We start from the raw sequence: 25,969 nt of genomic DNA, 5'->3' as shown, positions 1-25,969 counted from the left end.
CCGGGTCGAAGGTGTTCAGGAGCCGGTCGCCGGCTTTGCGGACTTCGAGGGGTTTCGCCTGCCGGGCGAGGTCGACCAGGATCTTCTCCGCACCCGCCCGATCCCGAGCAGACACCGTCGCGGGCATGTTGATCATCGTCGCCACGATCTCATCCACATGCGCCGGAGTGATCTCGCCTGCACGTGCCGCAGCACCGGCCAGTGGCGCGATCGCGGGGATCTCCGTGCCGTCCAGGTTACTGGAGGAGTTCACGGCCTTACCCCGAATCACGATCCGCTTCGTCGCCGCCGGGCCGATCTGGGTGACATCATCCAGCCACAGTGCCGTGTTCAGGTACTGGTAGACGACCTTCACACCCTCGGTCTCCACCTTCGCCGCCAACACACCAAACAGCGCGTCACACTCACTGTAAATCCGCGCCAGTTGGCGAGCGATCTCAGCAGCTTCCACCGGATTCGCACGCCGAATCTCGGCGAGCGAGGGGAACCGGATCAGTGAGCTGGACACCCCTTTATCCTACCGCGATTCGAACGACCATTCGATACCCTTTCAGGTGATCCTCCTTATCGCTGCGCGTGATCATTGATTGGACGTGAAGGCCACCTTCACGGCGCATTACGTCCTGAAGGTGGCCTTCACGTCCAACTGCATATCGCGGGTGTCACTCACAGATGCACCAAGCCCGCGAGGCTGGTTGCTTAACGTGAGTGGCGAACTGCGAACGGCACTATCCGTGCATCCAATGCAAGGAAAGTCCCTTTCAGTCGCTCACGAAACGCAGCCACCGGCACAGCGGAACGGGCCAAGATCCGCCACTCCGGAACCCCAGTCCGCCCCGGTCCTTGCCGCAGTAGAGCGGACCTGACGGCGGAACCGACCCAGCGCCGTCAGCCGGCGAGGGTGACCGGCAGAATCCTCGCGTCCAGATCCGGAAAACCACTGGCACACCCGACGTGAAACCCACCTCAAGATCCACAACGATATCCATCGGTGGATCCAGGTTGGACCCACTGCGAGGGTCGCCATGTCGTGGACTTGAGGGGTCCTCGAAGCGACGTGCGTGCGCCGCCTACAGCTTCGACAGGTCGACGGCGGCGGCCATCGCCCGGTAGCCGGCGTCGCCGGGGTGGAGGTGGTCGCCGGAGTCGTACGCGGGCAGCATGCGCAGGGGGTCCTGCGGATCACGCACGGCCTTGTCGAAGTCGACCACGCCGTCGAACTCGCCGCTGGTGCGGATGAACGTGTTCGCGGCCTGCCGGGTGGCTTCCAGCGTGCTGTCGTAGACCTGCCAGCCCTTGAACGGCGTGATCGTGGCACCGAGCACGCGGATCCCGCGCGCGTGTGCCCGGGCGATGAGCTGCCGGTAGGCCGCGATCAGCAGGGCCGGGTCGGTCTGGTGGGGATCCTGCTGGATGTCGTTGATGCCTTCGAGGACGATCAGCGTGCGCGCGTCGCCGACCCGCAACACGTCGTCGTCGAGCCTGGCGAGCGCGTTCGGGCCGTTGCCGCTGCCTGGCGCGTCGAGCAGGAGCCGGTTGGCGCTGATGCCCGCGTTGAGCACGCCGAGCGGCCGGTTCGCGGCGGCGAGCCGGTCGCTGAGGTAGTCGGGCCAGCGGTGGTCGGCGCCGACGGTGGACTGGTAGCCGTCGGTGATCGAGTCGCCCAGCGTCACCACCGAGCCGGTGGACCGCGGGTTCTGCACGTCGACCTCGGTGACGTAGTGCCAGACCGAGGTCTGTTCGGTGAACGCCGCGCCGGATGTCTCGGTGCTGTGGTCGCCGGTGCGGGTGAAGAACGACGTCTGCTGCGCGTCCGGGTGGTAGGTCACCGGTCCGGACGCGCTCGGCACGTAGGTGGTGACCAGCAGGTCGCTGTCCTGGGGCACGGTCAGGGGAGCGGGGTCGCTGAGCACGTCGGAGCCGGCAGGCACCATGATCGTGGCCGCTCCGCCGAAGGTGAGCACGCGCATCGTCCCGGGCACAGCGCTGGGGCTGCCCGGCGCGGCGGCCACCGCGACGGTCACATGGCCGAAGACCAGCGGGCCGCTGCCGAACCGGTTCGACAGCCGGACGCGGGCGCCGGTCCCGCCGATACTGGTATGGACCACGTTCCGGATCGAGTAGTTCGGGTAGCCGTCCGGGGTGTTCGGCACCGCCGCGGCGGGCGCGGTGGCCCAGGTGCCGACCCAACCCCCCGGGGTGGCCGGGGCACGTTCGCCCGAGGCAATCGATCCGTTCACCGTGACAAGTGCCAGCACCAGTGCCGCGCCGGTGGTCATGAGCCGCTTCATGCCGCTCACGGTCCGCCTCGGCCGTCGCCGCTGGGACCGCCGTTCAGGTGATGGTGGGTTTTTTACCGGACAGAATTCTGACATCGCCCCGTACTGCCTCTAAGTGGTCCAGACCTCGTTTTCTTAAGTCGTGTAGTCCATTTCGGACCCGCAATTGTCCTGTCTTGTCGGTACTTCGAACATTGACACGTCCCGTTCCCGGCGTGATCCTGGCAGGCGATCGAGGACCTGGCCGGAGGTGACTGGCAGTGGTCCCCCTTTTCCGCCTCCCCTGTGAACCCACTCGAGAAGGAGAGCACCCTTGTCGGTCAAACGAAAACTACTGACGCTTCTCGCCGCGGCGGTGACCGCCACCGCAGGACTGGTCGCGGCGGCGCCGATCGCGGCCGCCGTCCCCACCACTATTCCCCTGCAGATCACGAACAACTCCGGCCGCGGTGACCAGGTCTACCTCTATGACCTCGGGACGCTGCTCTCGACCGGCCAGCAGGGCTGGGCCGATGCGAACGGCACGTTCCACGCCTGGCCCGCCGGCGGCAACCCACCGGTCCCGGCGCCCGACGCGTCGATCCCCGGACCTGCCAACGGCAAGTCCCTGACGATCCAGATGCCGAAGTTCTCCGGCAGGCTCTACTTCTCCTACGGCCAGAAGCTCGTGTTCAAACTCGCGACCGGCGGGCTCGTCCAGCCCGCTGTGCAGAACCCGAGCGACCCCAACGTGAACATCCTCTTCAACTGGTCGGAATACACACTCAACGACTCCGGGCTGTGGATCAACAGCACCCAGGTCGACATGTTCTCCGCGCCTTACGCGGTCGGGGTCAAGGTCGCCAACGGGTCCACGAAGACCACCGGTCACCTGAAGTCCGGCGGTTACAACGGTTTCTTCACCGCGCTCAACGGACAGCCGGGCGGCTGGGCGAGTCTGGTCCGGACCAGGTCCGACGGCACGATCCTGCGTGCGCTCGCTCCCGGCCACGGGATCGAGGCCGGCGGCCTGCCCGCCACCGTCCTGAACGACTACGTCAATCGCGTGTGGACGAAGTACGCGTCTTCGACGTTGACCGTGACGCCGTTCGCAGACCAGCCGAACACGAAGTACTTCGGCAAGGTCTCCGGCAACGTCATGAACTTCACCAACAACTCCGGCGCGGTCGTCACGTCGTTTCAAAAACCCGACTCCGACAGCATCTTCGGCTGCTACAAGCTGTTGGACGCGCCGAACGACCAGGTCCGCGGCCCGATCTCGCGGACACTGTGCGCGGGGTACAACCGCTCGACGCTGCTGACCAATCCGAACCAGCCGGACAGCAGTTCCGCGGGCTTCTACCAGGACACCGTGACCAACCAGTACGCCCGCAAGATCCACGCGCAGATGGCCGACGGCAACGCCTACGCGTTCGCCTTCGACGACGTCGGCCACCACGAGTCGCTGGTGAACGACGGGAACCCGCAGCAGGCGTCCGTCACGCTCGACCCGTTCAGCTGACCGTCAGCGGTGGCTGTGGCCACCGCCGCCGTCGTGTCCGCCGCCACCCACCGGGACCGGAAAGATGATCGTCACGGTGGGTGTCGGCGTTGGGGTGGTGGAGGTGGGCTCGGTAGGCGGCGGAGCCGACACGGTCGACGTGATCACGGTGTTCTCCGGCGGTGCCGCGGGTTCGCTCCCCGTGCCCGGGTCGCGATAGGCAGCGTCGCGGGTCCGAGGCACGCTGGACGTCGTGGTACTCGCCGGAGCGGCGGGCGACGTCGAAGCGGGGGCTGTGGTCGGCGGACGGGTGCCGCTGCTGCTGGCGGGGGCCGGACCGGACAGCCCGTTCGTCGTCGTGCCGGACCGGTCGGCCGGAAAGGTGACGGCGAGGAAGCTGACCAGGCCGACCGCGACCACCAGCCCGATTCCGCCGAGCGAGAGCAGTGCCGGTGGCGACACTCGCCGTCGCCGCGCCCTCGGCTTGATCGTCCGGCGGTACCTGCGGTCCATTCGAGACATCCTCTTCACCAGTTGGCGGCCCGCGGCCGGAGCCGGGGTTGGGGTGCGGCGCCGGCGATCGCCGGTACCGGAAGTTGTGCGGTCAGCTTCTCGGTGAGGATCAGCATCGCCCGAGGCTGATCCACGCAGACGACGGCGATCTGGACCCCGTCGCGGAAATAGGCCACGGTGGGCTTGCTCCGGGGGCTCCGGTCGCCACTGGCATAGAACGAGGTCTCGGCGAGCGCGGGTATTCCCGCGCCCTGGACCCGTTTCCCGTGCTGTTCGGACCAGAACCGCGGAATCGGGACGAACGGCCTCGCGAAATCGCGTCCGGCCATCAGGTTTTCCGCTGCCGCGCGGCCCATCTCGATCGCGTTGAGCCAGTGCTCGCAGCGGCGCGCGGTTTCGGTGAACCGCAGGTTCGGCCACCGCGCCACGTCACCGGCCGCCACGACGTCGTCGATCCCGGCGACGTGGCAGGTAGCCTCGCAGAGCACACCGTCGACGGTGTCGATGTCGGCCGCGGCCAGCCACTCGGTGTTGGGCACGCTGCCGACCGCCAGCACCACACAGGACGCCGTGAGCAGCCGGCCGTCGGCCAGCGCGAGCGCGATGTGCTCGGGGGTGGCGTGCCAGCTGACGGGTTTCGCGCCGAGTTCGAGGTCGACGCCATTGGCGAGGTGCAGCTCGTTCATCATCATGCCGAGTTCTTCGCCGAGGACACCGCCGAGCAGCGTCGACCCGCGGCCGATCAGGGTGACTTCGCGTTTCATCTCGCGCAGGCTGGACGCCAGCTCGCAGCCGGTGAATCCGGTGCCGATCACCACCACGCGGCCCTTGGTCTTGGCCAGGTTCGCTTTGATGGCTTCGGCGTCTTCGACCGTGCGCAAGACGTGGATCCGCGGGTCGTGGCGGGGGACGCCCGGGAGATGGCGCGGCTGGACGCCGCTGGCGATGATCAGGCCGTCATAGGTGAGCTCCTCGCGGCCGGGCAGCATGAGGACCCGGTTCTTCGGGTCCAGCTGCAGCACCCGGGTGCCGGGCCGCCAGCCGCAGTCGAGTTCGGAATAGGTCGCGAAGGCGAGGTCGTCGGCTTGGAGCTTGCCGGTGAGCAGTTGCTTGGACAGCGCCGGGCGGTGGTAAGGCCGCCGCCGCTCTTCGCCGATCATGATGATCTCGCCGGTGAACCCGAGCTCGCGCAACCGTTCCGCGGCGCGGAGCCCGGCCAGCCCGGTTCCGACGACGACCACCCGGTCCCTGGCGCCGTCCGTGGTCATTCGGTGACCTGCCCGGACAGCCGGATGGCTTGCATCGGGCACTGTCGCGCGGCGTCACGGGCCTGCGGCTCGTGGTCTTCGGTGACATGGCTGACGTAGCGCAGCCGCTCACCGGCGGTCAGTTCGAACAGGTTCGGCGCCGCCACCTGGCAGAAACCGTAGAGGTGGCAGCGTTCGTTGTCGACACTCACGGTCGTGCTCGTGGGGAGCAGTGTCCGGCGAGGGCTCATCGTCTTCCTCTCGCTTCAACTAGTCGGTTCGGTCACCGAGTGGTTCAGTCGCCGAGCAAGCCCAAGGAGACAAGTTTTCGAGGACTCACGAAACGCAGCACGGTGACCAGAATCGTCGGTACCAGCACGGTGACGCCGGCCAGCCACAGCAGGGAAAGATTGCCGTTGGCGAAGGCGCCCAGCCAGGAATGCACAACGATGAGCGCCACCGCGACATAGGCGACGCGGTGCACGTTCAGCCAGCGCCGGTAAATGAAAAAACGCCGGAGAAGTGAGGTGAGCAGCACCGCTATGACGAGTTCGAGACCGACTATGCCGAGTGACCATCTGAGCTTTCCGGCGGAACTTACCGGATTGAGCAGGGTCGACGGAACGAATACTTCGTCCGGATCGGTCAAGAAGACGAAAGCGGCCGCGTGCAGGGTGCCCAGCACGATCGCGAACAGGGCCAAGGTGATGTGCCCGACCCGGGTGGCGCGACGTCCGGACAACCGTCCGATCCACCCTGTGGCAGCGAAAACACCCCAGGCGAGGGCGAGGCACATCGCGACGTACGCGGTCCGTGCGGAAGCCTGGGCCATCGCCCGAATCGACGAATCGTGCGGTGAATGGACGGCCGCCAGCAGAAAATCGGAAAGCCCCACTTGAAAACCTCCACCGGTCTGTCCGCTGGTGTGCGGCCGACGAAAATTGAGCCGAGAAGTTCGGGAACTTCCGAGCCTGATCAGTGAAAGGCCAGTCTCAACCAGGAGAGGGATGCTTCTTGTGTTCGCGCATTTTCTTACCCTTTTCCTGCCTGGAACGGGTAGGGGACCGTTGTTGCTACCAACTGATTACTAACGGTTAACTGCTGGCGGGAGCCTATCAGTTGTGTCGGGAACTGACCAGAACTTTGTCCGGATCGTGGAAGAAGAACCCAGCCGGCCGTCGAGTCGGACAAAATGGGCATTCTTCTTGCCGATCGGAAGTTGCAGGGATGACCAGGTTTCGACCTGTCCGGTAGTCCGGTGAGTGGTCGCAGTCGCGTGTGGACCGGATAGCTCGTTAGGGGAAACCGGGTCCGTGGTTGAGTGGGTGCGTGATCATCACGTCGATGACGACGTTTCGACGGTGGACAGTGGAGGTCGCGGGCGAGACCGCGTCCTTCCGCTGCGCGCCCTCGGTGGAAGATCACACCGCTGTCTGCGCTTTACCCAGGGTGTGGGCGGGGCGCGGGATCGGACTGCCGGAGTACGACCTGCCCGGGTTCACCGCCGTGGTGGCCGAGGTGATGAAGACCCACGCCTACTGGGCGGCCCGGTCTCGCCGGGACGGCCGGGGGATCGCCGAGCACTGGTCGATGCCGCGGCGGGACGACGATGACGGCTTTGTCTACGTCACCGGTCCCGCAGGGCGCCCGAACGGCGACGCCGGATACCGCCCGGCGAGCGTCTTTACGCTGTCACTCGCCGACGTGCGCGGCCTCCGCATCCGGCTCTCGGCGTACCTCGAAAGCAACCAGCGTTAACCGAGTTCCTTGCGCACCTGCGGCAGGACCTCCGTGCCGAGCAATTCGATCGCGGTCATCACCTGGGCGTGCGGCACGCCGGCCCAGTCCATCTGCAGGCCGTACCGGTCGGCGCCGACGAGCTTGCCGACGGAGATGAGCCGGTCGGCGACCTCGTTCGGGCTGCCCGCGAAGATCGACTGCGAACCGCGCGCGTAGTTGTCGTAGTCGGCGCGGCTGGGCACGGACCACCCGCGGGCGCGGGCACCGTACTTCATCGTCTCCAGCCAGTACGGATAGAACGATTCCTTGGCGTCCTGGGAGTTGCGGGCGATCAGGCCGATCGCACTCATGGTCACGTGCAGGTCTTCGGGCGCGTGTTCGCCCGACTCGCCGGCCTGGCGGTACAGGTCCACCAGTGGCGCGAAACGTTCGGGCAGGCCGCCGATGATGGCGTACACGATGGGCAGGCCCAGCAGTCCCGCGCGGATCGACGACTCGGGGTTCCCGCCGGTGCCTACCGAAACCCGCAACCGCCGGCCGTGCGGACGCGGCAGGATGTGTGCGTGGTCCAGTGGCGGCCGGAACCGGCCGGACCAGGTGATCGGGTCCTCGCGGTCGATCTTCAGCAACAGGGCGAGTTTTTCCTCGTACAGGTCGTCGTAGTCGGCCAGGTCGGCGCCGAACAGCGGGAACGACTCGGTGAACGAACCCCGGCCCGCCAGCAGTTCGGCGCGGCCGCGGCTGAGTTGGTCGAGGGTGGTGAACTGCTGGTACAGCCGAACAGGATCTTCGGTGCTGAGGACGGTGACGGCGGTACTGAGCGTGATCTGCTCGGTGATGCTCGCCGCGGCCGCGAGTACCGTGCCCGGGTTCGAGATCGCGTAGGTGTCGAGGTGGTGTTCGCCGAGGCCGTAGAACGACAGGCCCAGTTCGTCGGCGAGCTTGATCCGCTCGAGGGTCTGGGCCAGCTTGTCCGCGACCGAGACCTGCTCGCCGGTCAGTGGGTCGGGATGGCGATCCCCGAAGCTGTAGAGGCCGAGTTCCATGCTGTCCTTCTTACCCTTCCGCAACTGGTTGACGTGTCATCAATTTACCCACAGATACTTGACGTGTCAACCAAGCTGGCGCGGTCTGCCGAGCCTTGGCGTCGTCCGTAAGCTCGGTCTCGGCAGCGTTGGTCGACGTCACCGTTAAGGGGCAGGCATGTCCGGGCACGAGATCACCAACCGCATCAGCGATCTGATCGACGAGGAGCACGCCCTGCGCAAGGGTGCGCTGGCCCACGGCGGCCTCACCGCCGCCGACCGGGCCCGGCTCAAGGAACTCGAACATCACCTCGACGAGTGCCTCGACCTGCTGCACCGCCGTCAGGCACTCGCCGCCTTCGACGACGACCAAACCCCGAAGCGCTAGGTACCCGATTTGCGCAGGGGTTGCCAGGCGCGGGAGAGGGCGGGCTGGGCGTCGAGTCTGTTGTGGATGGTGAACGAGATGATGTCCGGCTTGTAGCGGTCGTCGGAGTACTCGAACGCCTCGCCGTCGATGGTGCTGGCCAGCCGCCGCTCGCGGAGCAACGGCACCCCGGGGGTCAGACCGAGCAGTTCGGCGTCGGTTTCGTCGGCGCCCACCGCGTCGATGACGTGCCTGGCGTCGCCGACTTCCAGCCCGCGGCTGGTCAGGTACGCGTAGATCGATCCAGAGTCGCAGTCGTAGTCGAACAAGCTTCGGCCGACGTGCTCGACGAACGTGGTGCGCTCGATCATCGTGGGGACATCGTCGAGCAGCCGCAGCCGGAGCAGCTGGACGACCATCTCGCCCGGATCGATGTCCAGTGCGTCGGCGATCTCGGTCGGCGCGGGCCGTAGCGCGACCTCGAGGGTCCGCTGGCCGGGGACGTGTCCCAGCTCCTCCGCCCAACTGCTGAAGGACATGAACGAGTCGAACGGCTGACTCAGTGACTGCCGCCGCACCACCGGTGGTTTGCCGCGGCCGCCGCCGATCAAGCCTTCCGCGCGCAGGGTCGCCAGCGCCTGCCTGATCGGCGCGCGCGAGCTGTGCCACTGCTCGCAGAGCTGCGCTTCGGACGGCAGGGGAGCGCCGACAGTCAGCTCGCCGAGGGTGATCCGACGGCGCAACTCGGCGGCGACTTGTTCGTGCAGGGGGCGATCCACGGTAGTTGACAGTACATGTCCAAGTGATCACACACCGAGAAAACTGGCACCCGGGCACGTATCTGACCAGCCCTGTGAACAATGCGTGAACGCTCTATGGTGATTAATCGCAAGCTGTTGACCGTTGACGGGCGGGCTCCGCAGACTCTTGTCATGACAAGTCGGTCGTCGCCATGGCGGCCGCCTTCGGCCTGGCTCCCAAGGAGAACAGCAATGCACACCACTCTTCGATCAACGACGCGCCCACGCGCCTGGGGTCTGGCCCTGGTGGCGGGCGCGCTGGTCATGAGCGTGGCGGCGTGCTCGAGCAGCACCGGCGCCGCGACCGGTAGTGGCGGCAGCGGCCCGGCCGACTGGAAGACCGCGAACTCGGCCGCGGCCGGCGGCGGGCTGGACGCGCTGGTGGCGGCGGCCAAGAAGGAAGGCACGCTCAACGTCATCACCCTGCCCCGCGACTGGGCCGGCTACGGCGCCCTCCTCGACGGCTTCCACGCCAAGTACGGCATCACGATCAACAGCGAGAACCCGGACGGCTCCAGCGGCGACGAGATCAACGCGGTGAAGTCGACCAAGGGTCAGCCGACCGCGCCGGACACCCTCGACGTCGGCCTGTCCTACGCGCTGAGCGGAGCCCAAGACGGGCTTTACGCGCCGTACAAGGTCGCGACCTGGGACAACATCCCGGTCGGACAGAAGGACGAAGGCGGCCTGTGGTGGAGCGACTACGGCGGCTACATTTCGATCGGCTGCAACGCGGCCAAGGTCGGCGGCACCTGCCCGAAGACCATCAAGGACCTCGACAACCCCGCGTACGCCGGCAAGGTCGCCCTGAACGGTGACCCGACCAGCGCCAACGCCGCCTTCCAGGCGGTCTGGGCCGCGTCGCTCGCCAACGGCGGTTCGGCGACGAACATCCAGCCCGGCATCGACTTCTTCGGCAAGCTCAAGAAGGACGGCGCGTTCATCCCGGTCAAGGCGACGGCCGCGACCGTCCAGTCCGGTGAGACCCCGATCGTGCTCGACTGGGACTACCTCAACCTCGCGAACGCCGCGAAGCTGAAGACCCAGGGCGTGACCTGGGAGGTCAACGTTCCCACCGACGGCCTGGTCTCGGGCTATTACGCCCAGGCGATCAGCATCAACGCCGCGCACCCCGCGGCGGCCCGGCTCTGGGAGGAATACCTCTACAGCACCGAAGGCCAGAACGGCTGGCTGAAGGGCTACGGCCGCCCGATCGAACTGGACGCGCTGGCGAAGGCCGGCACTGCCGACAAGGCCGCGCTCGCGCTGGTCCCGGCGGTCACCGACGCCAAGCCGTTCCTGCCGACGCAGGACCAGACGACGGCCGCCAAAGCGGTCGTCACCCAGAAATGGGCGAACGCGGTCAAGTAGATGACCTCAGCGAAGATCGACACGAGTGGGGCCGGCGCACGTCGCCGGCCCCGCCGCCGTAACTATGCCTGGACGGGGTTGCTCCCCTTTTTCGCTTTCGTCGGCCTGTTTTTCGTGCTGCCGATCGTCGTCATCCTGTTCACCGCGTTCCGCAAGACCGTGCGGGCGCGCAACCCGGTCACCCAGCAGTTCGAGCCGAAGACGACGTTCACCTTCGACAACGTCGCCAACTCGGTCCACGGGGTCTATCTGACCGCGTTGGGCAACAGCCTGCTGCTGTCGGCCATCACCGCGGTGGTCGGCGCGGTCGCCGGCTTGCTGCTCGCGTACGCGGTCGTGACTTCGCGTAGTGCCGGACTTCGTCGAGTGGTCACCGCGGCGGCTGCCGTGCTCGCGCAGTCGGGCGGGGTCCAGCTGGCGTTCCTGTTCATCGCCACCATCGGCGGATCCGGTCTGGTGACGAACTTCCTGCAGGAGCAGTTCGGCTTTTCGCTCATCCGCGACGCCGGGTTCAGCCTCGAATCGGTCGACGGTATCGCACTGATCTACCTGTACTTCCTGGTGCCGCTGATGGTGCTGGTGATGGCCCCGGCACTCGAAGGGCTCAAGCCGCAGTGGAGTGAGGCTGCCGAGAGCCTGGGCGCGAAGCGTTGGCAGTTCTGGCGCTATGTAGCCGGTCCGGTCCTGCTGCCGAGTTTCCTGGGCTCGCTGCTGCTGTTGTTCTGCTCGGCGTTTTCGGCTTATGCCACGGCGGACGCGCTGACGTCGGGGTCGTTCCCGCTCGTGCCGATCCAGATCGCGAGCGTGCTCTCGGGCAATGTCCTTTCCGGACAGGAGAACCTCGGTGCGGCGCTCGCGCTCGACATGGTCGTGCTGATCATCCCGCTGACGTTCCTGTACCAATATCTCCAGCGACGGACCACGAGGTGGGTGTCATGACCGTGATCGACGCGCCGATCCTCCCGGTCGAACCGCCGCCCGCACGGGCGCGCCGGGGGCCGCAACGCGGGAGCAGAAGCCGTTGGGTCGTCCTGTTCTTCGCCGCGGTCTACTTTCTGGGCCCGCTGCTCGCCGCGTTCCTGTTCACCATCCAGGACAAGGCGAAGGGCGGGATCAACTTCCACGCCTACGCAGACGTGTTCGCCGCTCCGCCGAACGGGCAGGAGAGCATCCAGACCGCTCTGCTGCTTTCGGTCGAGCTGTCGGTGATCACGATCGCGGTGACGCTCGCGCTGCTGCTGCCGACGATGTTGCTGCTGCACCTGCGTTTCCCGCGGGTCAAGCCGGTCGTCGAGATGCTGTGCCTGCTACCGCTGGTGTTCCCGCCGGTGGTACTGGTCGTCGGGGTTTCCGACACGCTCGTGTGGACACCGGATCACCTGGGCGGGTTCGCGCTCGACCTCGTCAACGGCATCCGCTCGCCCGGGCTGCCGCTGATCCTGGCGTTCATCTACGTGATCCTGTGCCTGCCCTACACCTACCGCGCGCTGGACGCGGGCATCCGGTCGGTCGACGTCCGGACGCTCGTGGAAGCGTCGCGCAACCTGGGGTCGGGCTGGGGGACCGTGCTGTACCGGGTGCTGTTGCCGAGTCTGCGGACTTCGGTGGTCAGCGCGGCGTTCCTGTGCTTCGCTCTGGTGATGGGGGAGTACACGATCGCGAAGATCCTGCTGTACAAGCCGTTCTCGATCTGGCTCGTCGAGCTGCCGGCGAATTCGGGACAGCTGCAGGTGGCGGCCTCGATGCTGAGCCTGTTGATCATCAACCTGCTGCTGCTGTTGATCGGCGCGCTGAACACGCGCCGGGTGAAGAAGGCGAAGGGTGCTGCCGCATGAGTGAGCTCGAACCGTTGACCCAGACCGCCGAACCGGTGGCCGTGCTCGACGAACAGCGCCCGCCCTCGGTCGGCGCGATGACCGGGACGGCCGTCGAGTTCGCCGGCGTCCACCGCACCTTCGGTGCCACCCATGCGCTCGATGGGCTGGACCTCGCGATCGAGCCAGGGGAGCTGCTGGCGTTGCTCGGACCGTCGGGCTGCGGCAAAACCACGGCGCTGCGCATCCTGGCCGGGTTCGACCGCCCGGACTCCGGAGAGGTGCGTCTCGACGGGCGCGACATCTCACGGACGCCGGTGAACAAGCGGGACATGGGCATGGTTTTCCAGTCCTACAGTCTCTTTCCGACGATGAGCGCGCTCGACAACGTCGCGTTCGGACTGCGGCTGCGTAAGCAGAACGCGTCGGCCCGCCGGTCGCGTGCGGGGGAGCTGCTCGACCTCGTCGGGCTCGCCGAGCACGTCACGAAGTTCCCGCACCAGCTCTCGGGCGGGCAGCAGCAGCGGGTCGCGCTCGCGAGGGCGTTGGCGATCTCACCGCGCGTGCTGCTGCTCGACGAACCGCTGTCCGCGCTCGACGCGAAGGTCCGCGAGCAGCTGCGTGACGAGATCCGGCGCATCCAGCTTGAGCTGGGTGTGACCACGGTTTTCGTGACGCACGACCAGGAAGAGGCGCTGTCGATGGCCGACCGCGTCGGTGTCATGCGCGCGGGACGGCTCGAGCAGTGTGCCGCTCCGGCGGAGCTGTACGACCGCCCGGCGACGCCGTTCGTGGCCGAGTTCGTCGGCACGATGAACCACCTGTCGGGCACCACCGAGGCCGGTGGCCGGGTGCGGGTCGGTCAGCAGGTCCTGCCGGTCAGTGGTGAGGTGTCGGCGGGCAACCTGGTGACCGTGCTCGTCCGGCCGGAAGCCGTCGTCATCGAGCCGGACGACCGGGGTGACTCGGTGGTCGTCGTCGCGAACTTTCGCGGCGCGACGGTCCGGGTGCGGCTGCTGCGCTCGGACGGCACCGAGCTGCTGGCCGACGTCCCGTCCCACCGGTCGGCGGAGTACGGCCCCGGCGCCCGTGTCAGCGTCAAGCTCCTCGACAAGCCCGTCCTCCTCGCCTGACCCGCACGCTAACTACCGCAAGTCGCCGTCGAGTTGCGGTAGTTAGCTTCCGCAAGGGCCGCAAGTCGCCGTCGAGTTGCGGTTAGGTGGGGTGGGTGGTGGGTGCGGGTTTTCGGGGCGAGTCCCAGCCGAGCTGACGGGAGACTTCGAGGGCGGCGCGGGCGGTGACGCGACCGGCGTCGTCGAGCCGGTGGCCGAGCCGCTCGGTCGGCGCCGAGATGTTGAGCGCGGCGATCACCCGGCCGCGGAAGTCCCGGACCGGCGCCGACACCCCGCACAGCCCGTCCTCGAACTCGTCGAGCACCCGCGCGTAGCCGGTGCGGCGGCTCTCCTGGATGCGCGTCCACAGCTCCGGCAACGACCGCGCTGTCGACCGCGGGTAGCCCTCCGCGAGGTTGCCGTCGACGCCGAACCGCACGTACAGCTCGTCCGGGGTGGACTCCTGCAGCAGCACACGCCCGGCCGAGGTGCAGGCGACCGGGACGCCGCGTCCCTCCCAGCCGTGTACCCGGAACGAGTGACCGGACACCGACAGCAGCGTCAGCACGTCGGTGTCCCGCAGCACGCAGAGGTGGCTCGTCTCCTCGATCTCGGCCGACAGCGAGTGCATGATCGGTTCGGCAACCCGCACAAGCCGGTTCTCGACGGTGGCCGCGACCAGCGAAAACAGCCGCCAACCGAGCCGGTACTCGAGGGTGTCGGGATCGCGCTCGACGATTCCTTCCTCGGCCAGCGCCTTGAGCGCGCGCGAAACCTGGCTCTTCTCCCGGCCGACCAGCTGCGCCAGCCGCACGACGCCCAGCCCGCCGGCATCCTGCGCCTCCGTCGACGCCAGCGACTCCAGCAGGCCCAGATCACGGCGCAGGCCGTGCCCGACCGCCCGAAGCGAACTCATGTCGCGCAGCGTACGGCGAGTCCCACGCCCAAACCCGCGTGTCCCACACTCGCCCGCGCCGAGTCCCCCGTTCGGAGTCCGGGTTGGCAGGGGAGCAACTCGGATTGCGATCACCGCCGGGACCTTGCGGCCGTGCCACGGCGCGATTTTAGATCGCGTCATGACTTTCGCGCGCACGACGCTGATCGGTGAATCGTTCGTCGGCGACGGTCCCAACGCGGCGCACACCAACCTCGTCCTCGGCCGCAAGGGCGGCCCGGTGGAGACGGCGTGGGCGACGGCGCTGGCCACGCCGAGCGCCGGCCACGTCCCGTTTGTCACCGTGCTGCGCCCGTCGGTCCCGGTGAAGCCGCTGACGCTGTTCGTCACCAAAGCCGCGGCCTCCGGCGACCTGCACGAACGCGCCACCTGGGGCTCGGCGCAGGCCGGTCTCGCCCAGGGCGTCGCCGACGCGCTCGGGGACGGCCTGATCCCGGCCGCCGACGCCGACGACCTGCTGATCATCGCCGCGATCTGGGTCAACCCGGCCGTCGACGACCTCGACGAGTCGTTCGGCAACCAGCGCGCGGCGGCCTACCGCTCGATCGAGGCGGCGGTCCAGGCGGCGCCGAGCGTCGACGACGTCCTCGCCGCGGCCCGCCAAGGCGCCGCGAACCCGTTCTACCAGCCCACCGAAGAGGCGCTCGTCCGATGAAGATCACCGACATCACGCTCGACCGGCTACGCCTGGAGCTCGACCCGCCCCTGCGCGCCGCCTGGGACCCCGAACCCCGGCGCCACTTCGACGCCACGATCGTCCGCGTCCACACCGACGACGGCGTCACCGGCATCGGTTCGGGTGACACCATGGACGGGTTCGACGCTTTCAAGAACCTCTTCCTCGGTGAAGACCCGCTCGACATCGTCCGCCACGTCAAGGCGATCGAGACGGCGAACTTCCACGGCGGCAGCTATTGGCCGCTGGAGGTCGCGCTCTGGGACATCATCGGCAAGGTCGCCGGGCTGCCGGTCGCGACGTTGTTCGGCAACGCTGCCCGCGCTCTGCCCGCCTACGCGTCTTTCGCCGAGCTCAAGTCGCCCGAAGAGCGCGTCGAGACCGCCCTGCGTGCCCGCGCCGCCGGGTTCCGCGCCGGCAAGATCCGGATCGACCGCGACCGCGTGTCCGAAGGGATCGCCGCCGTCGCCGCGGTCCGCGAGGCGCTCGGCGACGAGTTCGAGATCATGGTCGACCTGAACCAGTCATGGCGCATGGCCGGCGACACCGCCGACGCGTCGGACTTGGTCAAGACGAGCAAGATCGTCCGGCAGCTCGCCGAACTCGACGTCTTCTGGGTCGAGGAACCGTTGCCCTACAGCGATGTCGACGGCTTCAGGAGGTTGCGCGCGGACAACCCCGGCGTCCGGATCGCCGCCGGCGAGATGCACCACTCGGTGCCCGAGTTGCTGCGCTACCTCGAGCAGGACGTCCTGGACGTCTACCAGATGGACGTCGTGCTGGCCGTCGGCATGCACCGCGCCCGCACGCTGGCCGAGCTCGCGCACCTCAAGCACCGGCAGTTCACGCCGCACAGCTGGACCAACGGCATCGGCGTGCTGGCCAACCTGCACGTGTCCGCCGGGGTCGGCGGGGGACCGTTCTTCGAATTCCCGTACGACCCGCCCGGTTGGACGCCCGAGCGCCGCGACTTCATGCTGAGCGAGCCCGTCATGATCAACAATCGCGGCGAGCTCGAGGTCCCGCAGCGGCCGGGGCTCGGTGTCGAGCTGGACGAGGAAGCGGTGGAACGGTGGCGGATCGAGTGACTCGGACCTACCAGGACTGGCTGGCCGCGGCAGCCGCGCTCAGTCCCGAGACCAGGCTGTTCATCGACGGCCGGTTCACCGAAGCGGCCTCGGGTGAGACGTTCGAGACGACATCGCCCCGGGACGGTTCCGTGCTCGCGCGAGTCGCCGCAGCCGGCGTTGACGATGTCGACCGTGCCGTGCAGGCGGCTCGCGCGGCGTTCGACGACGGCCGCTGGCGCGAGCTGTCGCCCAAGGAGCGCAAGCGCATCATGCTGCGCTGGGCCGAGTTGATCCGCGCCCACGCCGAGGAGTTGGCCCTGCTCGACACCCTGGAGATGGGTAAGCCGATCGCCGAGTCGCTCCGCGTCGACGCGGGCGGAACCGCGGACACGATCGCTTGGTACGCCGAGGCGATCGACAAGAGCTACGGCGAACTCGCGCCCGCTCCGCCCGACGCGCTCGCCATGATCACCCGGGAACCGCTGGGCGTCATCGGCGCTGTCGTGCCATGGAACTACGCCCTGCTCATCGCTTCCTGGAAGCTCGCCCCGGCGATCGCCACCGGCAACTCGGTCGTGCTCAAACCCGCCGAGCAGACGTCGTTGGCGGCCTTGGTCCTCGCCCGGCTGGCGACGGAGGCCGGTCTGCCAGACGGGGTGCTCAACGTCGTCCCCGGGCTCGGCGAAGTCGCCGGGCAGGCACTCGGGCGGCACGCGGACGTCGACAAGATCGCCTTCACCGGGTCGGCGGCGGTTGCCCGGCTGTTCCAGGTGTACGCGGGGGAGTCCAACGGCAAGCAGATCGCCGTCGAAGCCGGTGGCAAGTCGCCGCAGCTCGTGCTGCCGGACGCCGACATCCCCGCGGCCGCGTCCGCCGTCGCGTGGGGCATCTTCTACAACGCCGGGCAGACGTGCAACGCGGGCTCGCGGCTGATCGTGCACGCGTCGGTCAAGGACCGGCTGCTGGCCGAGATCGTCAAGGTCACCGGGGAGACGTTCCGGCTCGGCGACCCGCTGGACCCGGCCACCGTGCTCGGCCCGATCGTCGACCGCGCGCAGCACGAGAAGGTCCTCGGCTACATCGCGACCGGCGTCGCCGCGGGCGCAAAGGTCGTGCTCGGTGGTGACGTTGGTGACGCAGCGGCGACGTTCGTCCAGCCGACGATCCTGGACGTCGTCAGCAACGACGACGTCGTCGCACGTGAGGAAATCTTCGGCCCGGTGCTGGCCGTGATCACCTACGACGGCGATGTGGACGAAGGTGTGCGCCTCGCGAACGACACCGAGTACGGCTTGGTCGCTTCGGTGTGGACGCGGGACATCACCGTCGCGCACCAGACCGCGCGGCGGCTTCGCGCGGGCACGGTCTGGATCAACACCTTCGACGCCAGCGACGTCATCACCCCGTTCGGCGGCTTCAAAGCCACCGGCGCCGGACGTGACAAGTCGTTGCACGCACTGGATTCCTACACCGCTTTGAAGACCACGTGGATCGACCTCACCTGAAACGAGGCTGGTTATGAGAATCGGTTTCATCGGACTGGGCAATATGGGCAGACCCATGGCCCGCAACCTGATCTCGGCGGGCCACGTGCTCACCGTGCATGACGTCCATGAGGCGGCCGCGGCCGAGCATGTCGCGCTCGGTGCGCGCTGGGCGGCGAGCGCGGCCGAATGCGCGTCCGAAGTGGACGTGCTCATCACGATGTTGCCCAACCCTCGCATCGTCGAGGACGTGCTGGTGCGGGAAGGTGCCGCGCGGGCCTTGCCGCCTGGCGCGCTGTGGATCGACATGTCCACCTCGACGCCTGCCGCGGCGGAGCGGGTGGCCGAGGTGTTCGACATCCGGCGGTTGGACGCGCCGGTCAGCGGTATGGCCAAGGGCGCCGAGACCGGGACGCTGCAGATCTTTGTCGGCGGGCACCCGGCGGACTTCGGGCAGGCGCTGCCGCTGCTGATGGCGATGGGCGAGGCGGACAAGATCCTGCACGTCGGAGCGCACGGTTCCGGCTACACCGTCAAACTGATGATCAACCTGCTGTGGTTCTGCCACCTCGTGGCCACTTCCGAGGTGCTGGCGGTGGGTGTCAAAGCCGGGGTCGACCTGGGCGTGCTGCGCGCAGCCCTGCTCACCAGCCCGGCGGCTTCGAACTTTCTCGAGAACGACATGATGTCCGTCCTCGCCTCCGGTGACTACGACGATTCCTTCGCGATGGCGTTGGCCTGCAAGGACTTGGGCCTTGCGGTGGACCTCGGCCGCGACGTCGGGGTGTCCACCGAACTGTCCGCGATGGTAGAGCAGATCTACCGGCGCGCGAAGGCCCAGTACGGCGACCACGCCGGTGAGATGACCCCGGTGCGGCTGTACGAATCCCTTGCCGGAAAACAGTTCCGCCTGCCCGAGCCGACCTTGGAGGTGGCGTAGTGAGCGGCCTCGAACCCCTGACCATCGACCCGACCTGCCGGATCGAGTTCGGTCCCGGCGTCGTCGGGCGGTTGCCGGACTTCGTCACCGCGACCGGGTTCGACCGCGCTTTTGTTGTCACGGACAAGGGTCTGCGCGCGGCCGGACTGGTCGACAAAGTCCTTAAAGGACTCGAAGTGGCGGGAATGGAGTACGACGTCTACGACGGGGTCAGCCCCAACCCGTCCACGGAGAACGTCGACGAGGGCGCCGCCGCCGTGCGGTCCTTCGGTGCCGCTGCGGTGGTCGCGCTGGGCGGAGGCTCGGCGCTCGACGCCGCCAAGGGCATAGCGCTGCTGGCGGGCAACCGGGCCGCGGCGGCCGCGGACGCGGACGCCCTGTGGGACGCGGCCGACGGGCTGCCGCTCGTCGCCGTGCCCACGACGTCCGGGACAGGAGCCGAAACCAACGGCTTCGGCGTCATCGAGGACGCGTGCGCGCGCCGCAAGATCTACTTAGGACACGCCTCGGTGAAGCCGCGGATCGCGGTGCTGGACCCCGAGCTGACCCTCGGCCTGCCGTCTCGGGTGACCGCCGCGACCGGGTTCGACGCGCTCGTGCACGGGATCGAATCGCTCGCGTCGCGGGGTGCCAACCCGGTGTCGGCTGCCTACGCGACGCAGGCGGTGGCGATGGTCAGCAGGTGGCTGCCCGTGGCGTACGCCGACGGCGCCGACCTCGAAGCGCGAGCACAGCTGATGCTCGGCGCGCATTTGGCCGGGCAGGCGCTGACCATCTCGGGACTCGGCCTGGTGCACGGGATCGCCCACGCCGTGACCGCGCACACCGGCACCCCGCACGGCATCGCTCTCGCGGCGGTGTGCGAGGAGGTCATGGACTTCAGCGCCGAGGCCGCGGTGGGAGCGTACGAACAGGCCGCGCAAGCCATGCATGTGCGCGGCGGGACCGCGATCGACGCCGTGCGGCGGATTTCGGGCGGGATCGACGTCAAACGTCCGCTGCGCGAGCTGGGCGTCGAGCGTGCCATGTTGCCGTCCATCGCGGCCGTCGCCCTCGCCGACCCCGTCACCCGCAACACGCCGCTGCTCCCTACCGAGCCCGACATCCTGCGCATCCTCGCCGCCGTCTACTGACTCGTGAGTGTTCGCGCCGGTTCTAAGCGGCCGGAACACTCACGAGCCCTCGAGCCCGCGGTCAGAAGATGGACCAGCCGGTCATGGTGGTGAAGCGGGCCAGGGCGGTGGCGCCGGCGACCGAGTTGCCGCGTTTGTCCAGACCGGGACTCCAAACGCAGACCGCGCAACGGCCGGGCACGATCGCGAGGATGCCGCCGCCCACGCCGCTCTTGGCGGGCAGCCCGACGCGGTAGGCGAACTGTCCGGCGGCGTCGTAGGTTCCGCAGGTCAGCATCACGGCGTTGATGCGCTTGGCCTCGCTCTGGCCGATGAACCTGCTGCCGTCGTTGCGGATTCCGTGTCTGGCAAGGAAAAGCGCGGACCGGGCGAGGTCGCCGCAGCTCATCGCGATCGAGCACTGCCGGACATACTGGTCGAGGACCTCGGGCACCGGGTGGCGGATGTTGCCGTAGGCGGCCATGAAGTAAGCCAGTGCGCGATTCCGGTCGGCATGCTCGGCTTCGGAGGCCGCGACCTCGGCGTCGACGGTCAATCCGGGGTCGCCGCTTTCGGTGCGCAGGAATGTGAGCAGCTCGTCGGCCGCGTCGCCGTACCGGGCGAGCTCGTCGGTGACGACCAGCGCCCCCGCGTTGATGAACGGGTTGCGCGGGATGCCGTCCTCGTGTTCCAACTGCACCAGCGAGTTGAACGGATCGCCCGAAGGTTCGCGGCCCACCCGCCGCCAGACGTCCGCGCCGTCGGCCTGGGCCAGCACCAGCGCGAGCGTGAAGACCTTCGACATGCTCTGGATGGAGAACGGATGCTGCCAATCGCCGACGCCGTGGACGGTTCCGTCCAGCTCGGCGATGGCCATCCCGAAGTGGCTGGGATCCACCCTGGCCAGCGCGGGAATGTAGTCCGCCACCGTGCCTCGGGCACCCTTGTCCTCGACGTCGAGGATGATCTTGTCCAGCAGCAGCGTCAGGTCCACAGCCTCAGCGTAGAAGGCCTCCGGCCTGCACCCTTCGGCCGCCTAGCCAGCCTCCGGATCCGCCTCCGAATCCGCTTGAAGGTCGGCGAAAGCGGCGGTGACGGCGGCCGCCAGGGTGTCGCCGCGGTCGGCGCCGTCGACCGTCGACGTCACGCACACGGTGAACCGGTCCGCCCAGGTCATCACACCGACGGCCACCGGGACTCCGGGGGCCAGTGACAGCACCGGGTACACCGTGCAGAGGATGGCATCGTCGACACGGACCGCGGAGCGTGCGCCCGGCAGGACCGAGGCGATAACGCTGAACCAAGTCCCCCGGTACACCAGGCGCGCGAGGCGCCGGTGCAGCCAGTTCGGCAGCACACCGATCGCCCGGATGACGGCGTGCCCCGCGCGCGGGGCACCGGCGGAGACCTGGTCGTGCAGCGACTCGTGGGTGCCGGTGACGCGGTCGCGCAGGGACATCGGCCCGAGGGGCAGGTCCACCGAAGCCGCGCCAGTGTGGTTTCCCAGCTGACGGAAGGTGTCCGTGCCACGCATGGACATCGGGATCATCACCCGTAGCCGGTCGGGGGCGTCCGGGCCGAAGCCGCGGTGCAGCGCCTCGGCCACTACGGCGAGCACGACGTCCGTCGTCGGGGTACTCAGCCGCCGCGCGACCGCCCGGACGTCGGCGGCCCCGAGATGAGCGCGGCTGTAATGGCGTTGCGGGCCAGGTATTTCGGTGTTCCAAGGAGGTCGCGGGGCACGGCCCGCGCGCGCCAGCGCCCACGTCCCACGAGCGAGTTCGGCGGCCGATGCCAGACTCCGGCGCGAGAGCCGTGTCTTGCCCGACGTCGGCGCGTCGAGCGGTCGCTGCCCGCGCATGCGGCCGACGAGCGCGCCGATGACCGCCATTCCGTCGCTGGCCGCGTGGTGCAGCTTGATCAGCAACGCCGCTTGGCCGCCTTCGATCCCCACCACCAGCCGGCCCTGGCATGGCTCGGCCGGGTCGACCCCGATCGAAAAGAACTCGTCCATCGCCTGGTCCATCGCCGTGTCGAACTCCACGGCGACGCCGCCGTGGGAGACGTCGACTTCGGTAAGGACGTCTTCGGCACTGACGGTGCGCTCCTGCCACTTCGGCCGCCGCCACACGCCTCCCGGCATCAGGCGCATGTTCAGCCCGGGTGTCGCGGCGAACAGGTACGCCGCGTCCTCGCGGGTGAGCACCGAGCCGTCGGGCTTCGGGCTGAACACCAGGACCGCGCCGACCTGTTGCGGCACTTCGGGCGTGTGCACCTGCAGGAACAACGCGTCCTCCGGGCGCAGCGGCCGCGCTGGGGTGCGGTGGGGACGGGACGCGAGTGCCCGCAGCCCGTCTTCGAGGCTGGTCGCCGACTCGCAGTGCCGGGTCGCCGCCTCGGCCATCGCCTTCAGCCGCCCCGGCTCGAGGATCAGGGCGCGGACAGCGTCGGCGAGTTCACCGTCCCGCTCGCAGACCAAGGCCAGCCCGGCCTTCGCCATCAGCCGCGCGTTCGCTTTGCCGTGCGCCGCGATCGGCCGGTGCATCACCACCGGCCGCCCGCAGGCCAGCGCCTCGAGCCCGGTCGCACCGCCGGCGTTGGTCACCACGACGTCGGCGGCGAGGGTGAACTCGGGCATCCGGTCGGTCCAGCCCAGCACGTGGAGCCGCGGCTCGTGCTCCGCGAACTGGCGCAGTTTCCGTTGCAGCGCCTCGTTGCGTCCGCAGACCACCACGGGCACGACGGCCGGATGCGCGGCGAGCAGCTCCGCGGCGGTCGTCCCCGCATCGCCGAACCCGAGCGAACCGCAAGACACCAGCGCGACGAACGCGTCGAGCGGTAGGCCGAGGCGCTGCCGGGCGGTATCCCGGTCGCCGGGCCGGAACGCGGCGCGGACCGGTGGCGCGGATACCTTGACCGTCGCGCGCGGCACGGACCGTAGCGCCGGGGTCACCGCGACGGAGTGCATGACCAGGTTCAGGTCGATCCGGTCGTACACCCAGAACGGATGCGGCGCGAAGTCCGAGACCCACGCGCCGATCGGCGCGTCCAGCCTGCCCCGCCGGCGCAGCCACTCCAATCCGGCGGTGGCCATCGGATAGGTGGAGAGCACGAGGTCCGGCTGGAACTCCGCGACGCGCTGGGCCAGCAGCCGTCCGCACCACGCGCCCGAAAACCGCTTCGCCGCCACGGCGAACCAGCCGAAGCGCCAGACAAGCCGGTAGAAGAACTCGTACAGCAACGGCGTCTTTTGCACGTTGGCGACGTAGATCCGGCGGAACAGCGGCCCGATTCCCGGACCCATCACCTCCAGGGCGTCGATCCAGCCGACAGTGGCCTGTGGCCAGAGCCGCTTGACCGCGTCCTCGAGGGCACGCCCGGTCGCGTTGTGTCCTTCGCCCATGTCGGCGGAGACGATCAGCACGCGGTCCATAGCGCCCCTTGGCCGTCGTAACGAAGTGTGTTCAGCGTGATTGTCGACCAGGACGGCGTTCTCGGCACGTCAGCAGGGCATGGACCCGGCCAAGCCGAGCCCGTCCTCCCGGCCGTGCCGCTGCTCCCCGGCCTGGGAACTGGCGAGGTGCGACGCGCGGTTGGCCAGCAGCACGATCCCGACGATCACTACGATGCCGGCGACCGCTTCACCGGCCAGTGCCAGCGGCGAGTCGTTCGCCGTCTCGCCCATCCATGACAGCCCGATGGCAACGCCGACCAGCGGGTCGAGCGCGGTGATGACGGCCAGCGCGGGGGTCAGGAACCGGCCCTGCTGAAAGGTGTTCTGGCTGAGCAGGAAGCCCAGTGGCCCGATCACGCATACGACGTACAACGTCCAGTGCCGGAACGGTTCCAAGATCCCGCCGCGCGCCTGGCCTGCCACCACTTTCATCAGGCCCGCGGTGAGGCCGTAGAGGACGCCGGTGGCCAGCGCCAGCCCCAGCACGCGCACGGACGCCGTGTCGACCGTGGAAAGCCCGAGCCCGAGCAGGGTGAGCGCGGCGAGGGTGATCCCCAGTGGCAGCAGTTTGCTACCCGACGTCAGCACGTCCGCGTTCCCACTGGGCCGCGCGAGCACGAGGAAGGCGGACAAACCGGCCACGCAGGTCAGGGCTCCGGCTGTCATCACCCGGTCGACGCGGCGGCGGTCCAGCCTGGCCGACAGCACCCCGGCGAACATCAGGGAGGTGATCAGCAGGGGCTGGACCAGCAACAACGGCGCGTACGCCAGCGCGATCAGCTGCATGACCAGGCCCAGGATCGTCGCCGCCATGCCTACCAGCCACAGCCGCTGCCCGACGAGCCGGCGGAACAACCGGGGGTCGAGCGGTTTGCTTGTTTCGACCGCTTTGGTGGCCCTGGCCTGGGCCGCGCTCGCCAGTCCCATGCAGGCGGCGCCCACCACCGCGGCCGGTACGGCTATTATCAGCGAGACGCCGGTCACACTCATGTCGACCCCTTCGGGTCCGGCACCTCACACGGCACCCATAACCGGGCCTTTATGCTCGTCGGGTTCTCAACCGGTTCGGGCGGGCCGGCGTAACTCAACACAGGAAGCGCACCAGCTGTATGCGACATCATGTGACGATCGACCTCCCCTCACTCCGGGTGCTCGCTTGGGGTGGAGGCCGGCACCTGTTGGAGTCGACGCTGGTCCCGGCGGGCCTGTTCTATCTCCTGCTCACCGTGGTGAGCTTCGACAGCGGGCTGTTCGCCGCACTTGGCTGGTCGGTCACGGTGATCGTCTGTCGGCTGGTCCTGCGCAAGCCTGTTCCCGCGGTGCTGCTGCTCACCACGACGCTGCTGGTCGCGCGGACCGTCTTGGGCCTGGTGACCGGCAGTGTCTTTTTGTACTTCCTGCAGCCGACTTTACAGAATTTTTTGGTTTCCAGCCTGTTCTTAATCTCCGCGCCGCTCAATAGGCCGTTCCTCGCGCGCCTCGCGGGTGATTTCTGCGCCTTCCCCGCGACGTTGTCCGGACATCCTGGTATGAAGCGCTTCTTCCAGCGGGTATCGCTGCTCTGGGCGCTGGTGTTCGCCATCAACGGCGCCGGCACGCTGGTGATGCTCGCGAAGGCGACTGTCGGTAACTTCCTGATGGTGAGCACGGCCGGGTCGTACACGCTGGTGGGCCTGGCGATCGTGTTGTCGCTGTACTGGTTCCGCCGTTCGCTGCGCGACCAGGGGATCGTGCTCCGGATGGGACACACCCCCGCCGCTGCGTAACCCCTGCTGCGGCGTTCCCCCACCGCTATTTCGGGCGGCTCCTCGTGCAGGGCTCCGGTCTACCGCAGCGACGCTCCTTGCATCCAACTTGAACTCGCCGGTAGGTCATGTTGACGATCTCGCATCGGCTTTGGTGATCTTGGTGGTGGGCGTGCTGGGGCAGGTGCGGCTCGAGTGGTGCCAGGTGTGAGGTGCTGTGGTGAAGACCAGCATCAGCGGCACCAGGCCGGGGCTCGTGGCGCTGGGCTTCCGTCGACTGAAGCAACGACCGGGGCGGTGACGGGCACGCAGTACGGATCCGAGCGTCGCGTCCGTCACGCGGTGGTAGCACCGGTGCCGATGTGGCCACTTGAGGCTGCTGCGGCTTGCTGCGTCCGCTGCCATTCGTATCGGGGACCCCTGGTACGAATGATTCGTACCAGGGGTCCCCTGATTCAGTAGTGCTGTGGGCGTTAGCAACTCGACGGCGAGTTGCGAAAGCCGGGGAATGCAGTCAGGGCTCGTCAGTGTCGCGGCCGGATGATCCGGTCGCGGCACTCACGAGCCCTGGGGTGGGTTTTCTGTTACACGTGAACGGTGTTGCGCCTGGGTCTTCGAAGCGGATCGAGATAAGCGGGCGGGATGAAGTCCGGTCTCGCGTCACCACCCATCCGCACTTCCCAACCACCGCAATGGACAAGACGGTGGTGGCGTTCACAGAGGAGGGTCAGGTTGTCCAGGTCGGTTGGCCCGCCGAGGATCCAGAAAATAATGTGGTGACCCTC

Annotated in this window: 26 protein-coding genes; 13 read left to right on the top strand and 13 right to left on the bottom strand. The window is 68.2% G+C overall.

What is annotated here, in order from left to right; translation table 11 throughout:
• Positions 1–508, bottom strand: a 508-nt coding sequence (locus tag JWQ81_RS26590; RefSeq protein ID WP_297545672.1) for a DUF222 domain-containing protein, incomplete at its 3' end; no start/stop codon positions are given.
• Positions 509–1,070: 562 nt separating this feature from the next.
• Complete coding sequence (locus tag JWQ81_RS26585; protein WP_297545670.1) at positions 1,071–2,291, bottom strand: SGNH/GDSL hydrolase family protein; 1,221 nt, start codon at positions 2,289–2,291, stop codon at positions 1,071–1,073.
• Positions 2,292–2,592: 301 nt separating this feature from the next.
• Here JWQ81_RS26585 and JWQ81_RS26580 point away from each other — a divergent pair, with 301 nt between their 5' ends.
• Positions 2,593–3,780 (top strand): glycoside hydrolase family 64 protein, encoded by a 1,188-nt coding sequence (locus JWQ81_RS26580; protein ID WP_297545668.1) that lies wholly within the window; start codon positions 2,593–2,595, stop codon positions 3,778–3,780.
• 3 nt (positions 3,781–3,783) lie between these two features.
• Here the strand turns inward: JWQ81_RS26580 and JWQ81_RS26575 are convergent, their stop codons facing one another.
• Genes JWQ81_RS26575 through JWQ81_RS26560 form a run of 4 tightly spaced genes read right to left on the bottom strand, consistent with a single transcriptional unit; the run spans position 3,784 to position 6,414 of the window.
• Complete coding sequence (locus JWQ81_RS26575; protein ID WP_297545666.1) at positions 3,784–4,272, bottom strand: hypothetical protein; 489 nt, start codon at positions 4,270–4,272, stop codon at positions 3,784–3,786.
• Positions 4,273–4,286: 14 nt separating this feature from the next.
• Positions 4,287–5,540, bottom strand: coding sequence for an FAD/NAD(P)-binding oxidoreductase (locus JWQ81_RS26570; RefSeq protein WP_297545664.1), 1,254 nt, complete (start codon positions 5,538–5,540; stop codon positions 4,287–4,289).
• The gene (locus JWQ81_RS26565; protein ID WP_297545661.1) at positions 5,537–5,770 is read right to left on the bottom strand and encodes a ferredoxin; all 234 of its coding nucleotides are present in this window, start codon (positions 5,768–5,770) and stop codon (positions 5,537–5,539) included. Before JWQ81_RS26565 ends, JWQ81_RS26570 begins: the two co-directional genes overlap by 4 nt.
• Before the next feature lie 44 nt (positions 5,771–5,814).
• The gene (locus JWQ81_RS26560; protein WP_297545659.1) at positions 5,815–6,414 is read right to left on the bottom strand and encodes a ferric reductase-like transmembrane domain-containing protein; all 600 of its coding nucleotides are present in this window, start codon (positions 6,412–6,414) and stop codon (positions 5,815–5,817) included.
• A gap of 449 nt (positions 6,415–6,863) precedes the next feature.
• Here JWQ81_RS26560 and JWQ81_RS26555 point away from each other — a divergent pair, with 449 nt between their 5' ends.
• On the top strand, positions 6,864–7,277 hold the full coding sequence (locus tag JWQ81_RS26555; protein ID WP_297545658.1) for a hypothetical protein: 414 nt from the start codon (positions 6,864–6,866) through the stop codon (positions 7,275–7,277).
• Here JWQ81_RS26555 and JWQ81_RS26550 read toward each other — a convergent pair.
• The gene (locus JWQ81_RS26550; RefSeq protein WP_297545657.1) at positions 7,274–8,305 is read right to left on the bottom strand and encodes an LLM class flavin-dependent oxidoreductase; all 1,032 of its coding nucleotides are present in this window, start codon (positions 8,303–8,305) and stop codon (positions 7,274–7,276) included. The two genes, JWQ81_RS26555 and JWQ81_RS26550, sit on opposite strands and share 4 nt — an antisense overlap.
• 157 nt (positions 8,306–8,462) lie before the next feature.
• Between JWQ81_RS26550 and JWQ81_RS26545 the strand changes: the two genes are divergently transcribed.
• Positions 8,463–8,672 carry a DUF2630 family protein gene (locus tag JWQ81_RS26545; protein WP_297545655.1) on the top strand — a complete coding sequence of 70 codons (210 nt, stop codon included), beginning with the start codon at positions 8,463–8,465 and terminating at the stop codon, positions 8,670–8,672.
• Here the strand turns inward: JWQ81_RS26545 and JWQ81_RS26540 are convergent.
• A complete protein-coding gene (locus JWQ81_RS26540; RefSeq protein ID WP_297545654.1) occupies positions 8,669–9,430 on the bottom strand; it encodes a GntR family transcriptional regulator in 762 nt (253 codons plus the stop codon). The two genes, JWQ81_RS26545 and JWQ81_RS26540, sit on opposite strands and share 4 nt — an antisense overlap.
• A gap of 213 nt (positions 9,431–9,643) precedes the next feature.
• Between JWQ81_RS26540 and JWQ81_RS26535 the strand changes: the two genes are divergently transcribed.
• The 4 genes from JWQ81_RS26535 to JWQ81_RS26520 are packed head-to-tail and all read left to right on the top strand — an operon-like array spanning position 9,644 to position 13,769.
• Complete coding sequence (locus tag JWQ81_RS26535) at positions 9,644–10,822, top strand: ABC transporter substrate-binding protein (protein WP_297545651.1); 1,179 nt, start codon at positions 9,644–9,646, stop codon at positions 10,820–10,822.
• Entirely contained in the window at positions 10,823–11,761 is a 939-nt protein-coding gene (locus tag JWQ81_RS26530) for an ABC transporter permease subunit (protein WP_297545650.1), read from the top strand.
• Positions 11,758–12,657, top strand: a complete 900-nt coding sequence (locus JWQ81_RS26525) for an ABC transporter permease (RefSeq protein ID WP_297545648.1) — start codon at positions 11,758–11,760, stop codon at positions 12,655–12,657. The genes JWQ81_RS26530 and JWQ81_RS26525 overlap by 4 nt, the downstream gene beginning before the upstream one ends.
• Positions 12,654–13,769, top strand: a complete 1,116-nt coding sequence (locus tag JWQ81_RS26520) for an ABC transporter ATP-binding protein (RefSeq protein WP_297545646.1) — start codon at positions 12,654–12,656, stop codon at positions 13,767–13,769. Before JWQ81_RS26525 ends, JWQ81_RS26520 begins: the two co-directional genes overlap by 4 nt.
• An 82-nt stretch (positions 13,770–13,851) precedes the next feature.
• Here JWQ81_RS26520 and JWQ81_RS26515 read toward each other — a convergent pair whose 3' ends face one another.
• A complete protein-coding gene (locus JWQ81_RS26515) occupies positions 13,852–14,664 on the bottom strand; it encodes an IclR family transcriptional regulator (protein ID WP_297545644.1) in 813 nt (270 codons plus the stop codon).
• Between the two features lie 160 nt (positions 14,665–14,824).
• Between JWQ81_RS26515 and fae the strand changes: the two genes are divergently transcribed.
• From fae to JWQ81_RS26490, 5 genes are read left to right on the top strand one after another with little or no spacing between them, the layout of a single operon-like run.
• Positions 14,825–15,358: a formaldehyde-activating enzyme gene (gene fae / locus JWQ81_RS26510; RefSeq protein ID WP_297545642.1), complete on the top strand. Its 534-nt coding sequence runs from the start codon at positions 14,825–14,827 to the stop codon at positions 15,356–15,358.
• The gene (locus JWQ81_RS26505; protein WP_297545640.1) at positions 15,355–16,467 is read left to right on the top strand and encodes a mandelate racemase/muconate lactonizing enzyme family protein; all 1,113 of its coding nucleotides are present in this window, start codon (positions 15,355–15,357) and stop codon (positions 16,465–16,467) included. The genes fae and JWQ81_RS26505 overlap by 4 nt, the downstream gene beginning before the upstream one ends.
• Positions 16,464–17,954, top strand: coding sequence for an aldehyde dehydrogenase (locus tag JWQ81_RS26500; RefSeq protein ID WP_297545639.1), 1,491 nt, complete (start codon positions 16,464–16,466; stop codon positions 17,952–17,954). Before JWQ81_RS26505 ends, JWQ81_RS26500 begins: the two co-directional genes overlap by 4 nt.
• Positions 17,955–17,967: 13 nt before the next feature.
• Positions 17,968–18,873: an NAD(P)-dependent oxidoreductase gene (locus tag JWQ81_RS26495; protein ID WP_297545638.1), complete on the top strand. Its 906-nt coding sequence runs from the start codon at positions 17,968–17,970 to the stop codon at positions 18,871–18,873.
• Positions 18,873–20,006 carry an iron-containing alcohol dehydrogenase family protein gene (locus JWQ81_RS26490; RefSeq protein WP_297545636.1) on the top strand — a complete coding sequence of 378 codons (1,134 nt, stop codon included), beginning with the start codon at positions 18,873–18,875 and terminating at the stop codon, positions 20,004–20,006. Before JWQ81_RS26495 ends, JWQ81_RS26490 begins: the two co-directional genes overlap by 1 nt.
• A gap of 61 nt (positions 20,007–20,067) precedes the next feature.
• Here JWQ81_RS26490 and JWQ81_RS26485 read toward each other — a convergent pair whose 3' ends face one another.
• The 3 genes from JWQ81_RS26485 to JWQ81_RS26475 all read right to left on the bottom strand — a co-directional run bounded on the left by JWQ81_RS26485 (position 20,068) and on the right by JWQ81_RS26475 (position 24,429).
• The gene (locus JWQ81_RS26485) at positions 20,068–20,979 is read right to left on the bottom strand and encodes a glutaminase (RefSeq protein WP_297545634.1); all 912 of its coding nucleotides are present in this window, start codon (positions 20,977–20,979) and stop codon (positions 20,068–20,070) included.
• A gap of 42 nt (positions 20,980–21,021) precedes the next feature.
• The gene (locus JWQ81_RS26480) at positions 21,022–23,418 is read right to left on the bottom strand and encodes a glycosyltransferase (RefSeq protein ID WP_297545633.1); all 2,397 of its coding nucleotides are present in this window, start codon (positions 23,416–23,418) and stop codon (positions 21,022–21,024) included.
• Positions 23,419–23,487: 69 nt separating this feature from the next.
• On the bottom strand, positions 23,488–24,429 hold the full coding sequence (locus JWQ81_RS26475; RefSeq protein ID WP_297545631.1) for a DMT family transporter: 942 nt from the start codon (positions 24,427–24,429) through the stop codon (positions 23,488–23,490).
• A gap of 188 nt (positions 24,430–24,617) precedes the next feature.
• On the opposite strand from JWQ81_RS26475, the gene JWQ81_RS26470 reads away from it, so the two are divergent.
• Positions 24,618–25,205 carry a VC0807 family protein gene (locus JWQ81_RS26470; protein ID WP_297545629.1) on the top strand — a complete coding sequence of 196 codons (588 nt, stop codon included), beginning with the start codon at positions 24,618–24,620 and terminating at the stop codon, positions 25,203–25,205.
• Positions 25,206–25,768: 563 nt separating this feature from the next.
• On the opposite strand, the gene JWQ81_RS26465 is transcribed toward JWQ81_RS26470, so the two are convergent.
• Positions 25,769–25,969, bottom strand: a 201-nt coding sequence (locus JWQ81_RS26465) for an HNH endonuclease signature motif containing protein (RefSeq protein ID WP_297545627.1), incomplete at its 5' end; no start/stop codon positions are given.

Origin of the sequence: Amycolatopsis sp., assembly GCF_025464955.1 — a bacterium.
Lineage (GTDB): Bacteria > Actinomycetota > Actinomycetes > Mycobacteriales > Pseudonocardiaceae > Amycolatopsis.
The sequence above is the reverse complement of the archived record's forward strand: the minus strand, read 5'-3'. Positions and strand labels throughout refer to the sequence as shown.

What these genes read in the sequence shown, in the direction of transcription:
- JWQ81_RS26505 (WP_297545640.1), top strand. Translation starts at nt 15,355, where the DNA reads ATGAAGATCACCGACATCACGCTCGACCGGCTACGCCTGGAGCTCGAC.
- JWQ81_RS26545 (WP_297545655.1), top strand. Translation starts at nt 8,463, where the DNA reads ATGTCCGGGCACGAGATCACCAACCGCATCAGCGATCTGATCGACGAG.
- JWQ81_RS26495 (WP_297545638.1), top strand. Translation starts at nt 17,968, where the DNA reads ATGAGAATCGGTTTCATCGGACTGGGCAATATGGGCAGACCCATGGCC.
- JWQ81_RS26520 (WP_297545646.1), top strand. Translation starts at nt 12,654, where the DNA reads ATGAGTGAGCTCGAACCGTTGACCCAGACCGCCGAACCGGTGGCCGTG.
- JWQ81_RS26480 (WP_297545633.1), bottom strand. Translation starts at nt 23,418, where the DNA reads ATGGACCGCGTGCTGATCGTCTCCGCCGACATGGGCGAAGGACACAAC.
- JWQ81_RS26585 (WP_297545670.1), bottom strand. Translation starts at nt 2,291, where the DNA reads ATGAAGCGGCTCATGACCACCGGCGCGGCACTGGTGCTGGCACTTGTC.
- JWQ81_RS26565 (WP_297545661.1), bottom strand. Translation starts at nt 5,770, where the DNA reads ATGAGCCCTCGCCGGACACTGCTCCCCACGAGCACGACCGTGAGTGTC.
- JWQ81_RS26475 (WP_297545631.1), bottom strand. Translation starts at nt 24,429, where the DNA reads ATGAGTGTGACCGGCGTCTCGCTGATAATAGCCGTACCGGCCGCGGTG.
- JWQ81_RS26570 (WP_297545664.1), bottom strand. Translation starts at nt 5,540, where the DNA reads ATGACCACGGACGGCGCCAGGGACCGGGTGGTCGTCGTCGGAACCGGG.
- JWQ81_RS26575 (WP_297545666.1), bottom strand. Translation starts at nt 4,272, where the DNA reads ATGGACCGCAGGTACCGCCGGACGATCAAGCCGAGGGCGCGGCGACGG.
- JWQ81_RS26535 (WP_297545651.1), top strand. Translation starts at nt 9,644, where the DNA reads ATGCACACCACTCTTCGATCAACGACGCGCCCACGCGCCTGGGGTCTG.
- JWQ81_RS26530 (WP_297545650.1), top strand. Translation starts at nt 10,823, where the DNA reads ATGACCTCAGCGAAGATCGACACGAGTGGGGCCGGCGCACGTCGCCGG.
- JWQ81_RS26555 (WP_297545658.1), top strand. Translation starts at nt 6,864, where the DNA reads ATGACGACGTTTCGACGGTGGACAGTGGAGGTCGCGGGCGAGACCGCG.
- JWQ81_RS26525 (WP_297545648.1), top strand. Translation starts at nt 11,758, where the DNA reads ATGACCGTGATCGACGCGCCGATCCTCCCGGTCGAACCGCCGCCCGCA.
- JWQ81_RS26550 (WP_297545657.1), bottom strand. Translation starts at nt 8,305, where the DNA reads ATGGAACTCGGCCTCTACAGCTTCGGGGATCGCCATCCCGACCCACTG.
- fae (WP_297545642.1), top strand. Translation starts at nt 14,825, where the DNA reads ATGACTTTCGCGCGCACGACGCTGATCGGTGAATCGTTCGTCGGCGAC.
- JWQ81_RS26515 (WP_297545644.1), bottom strand. Translation starts at nt 14,664, where the DNA reads ATGAGTTCGCTTCGGGCGGTCGGGCACGGCCTGCGCCGTGATCTGGGC.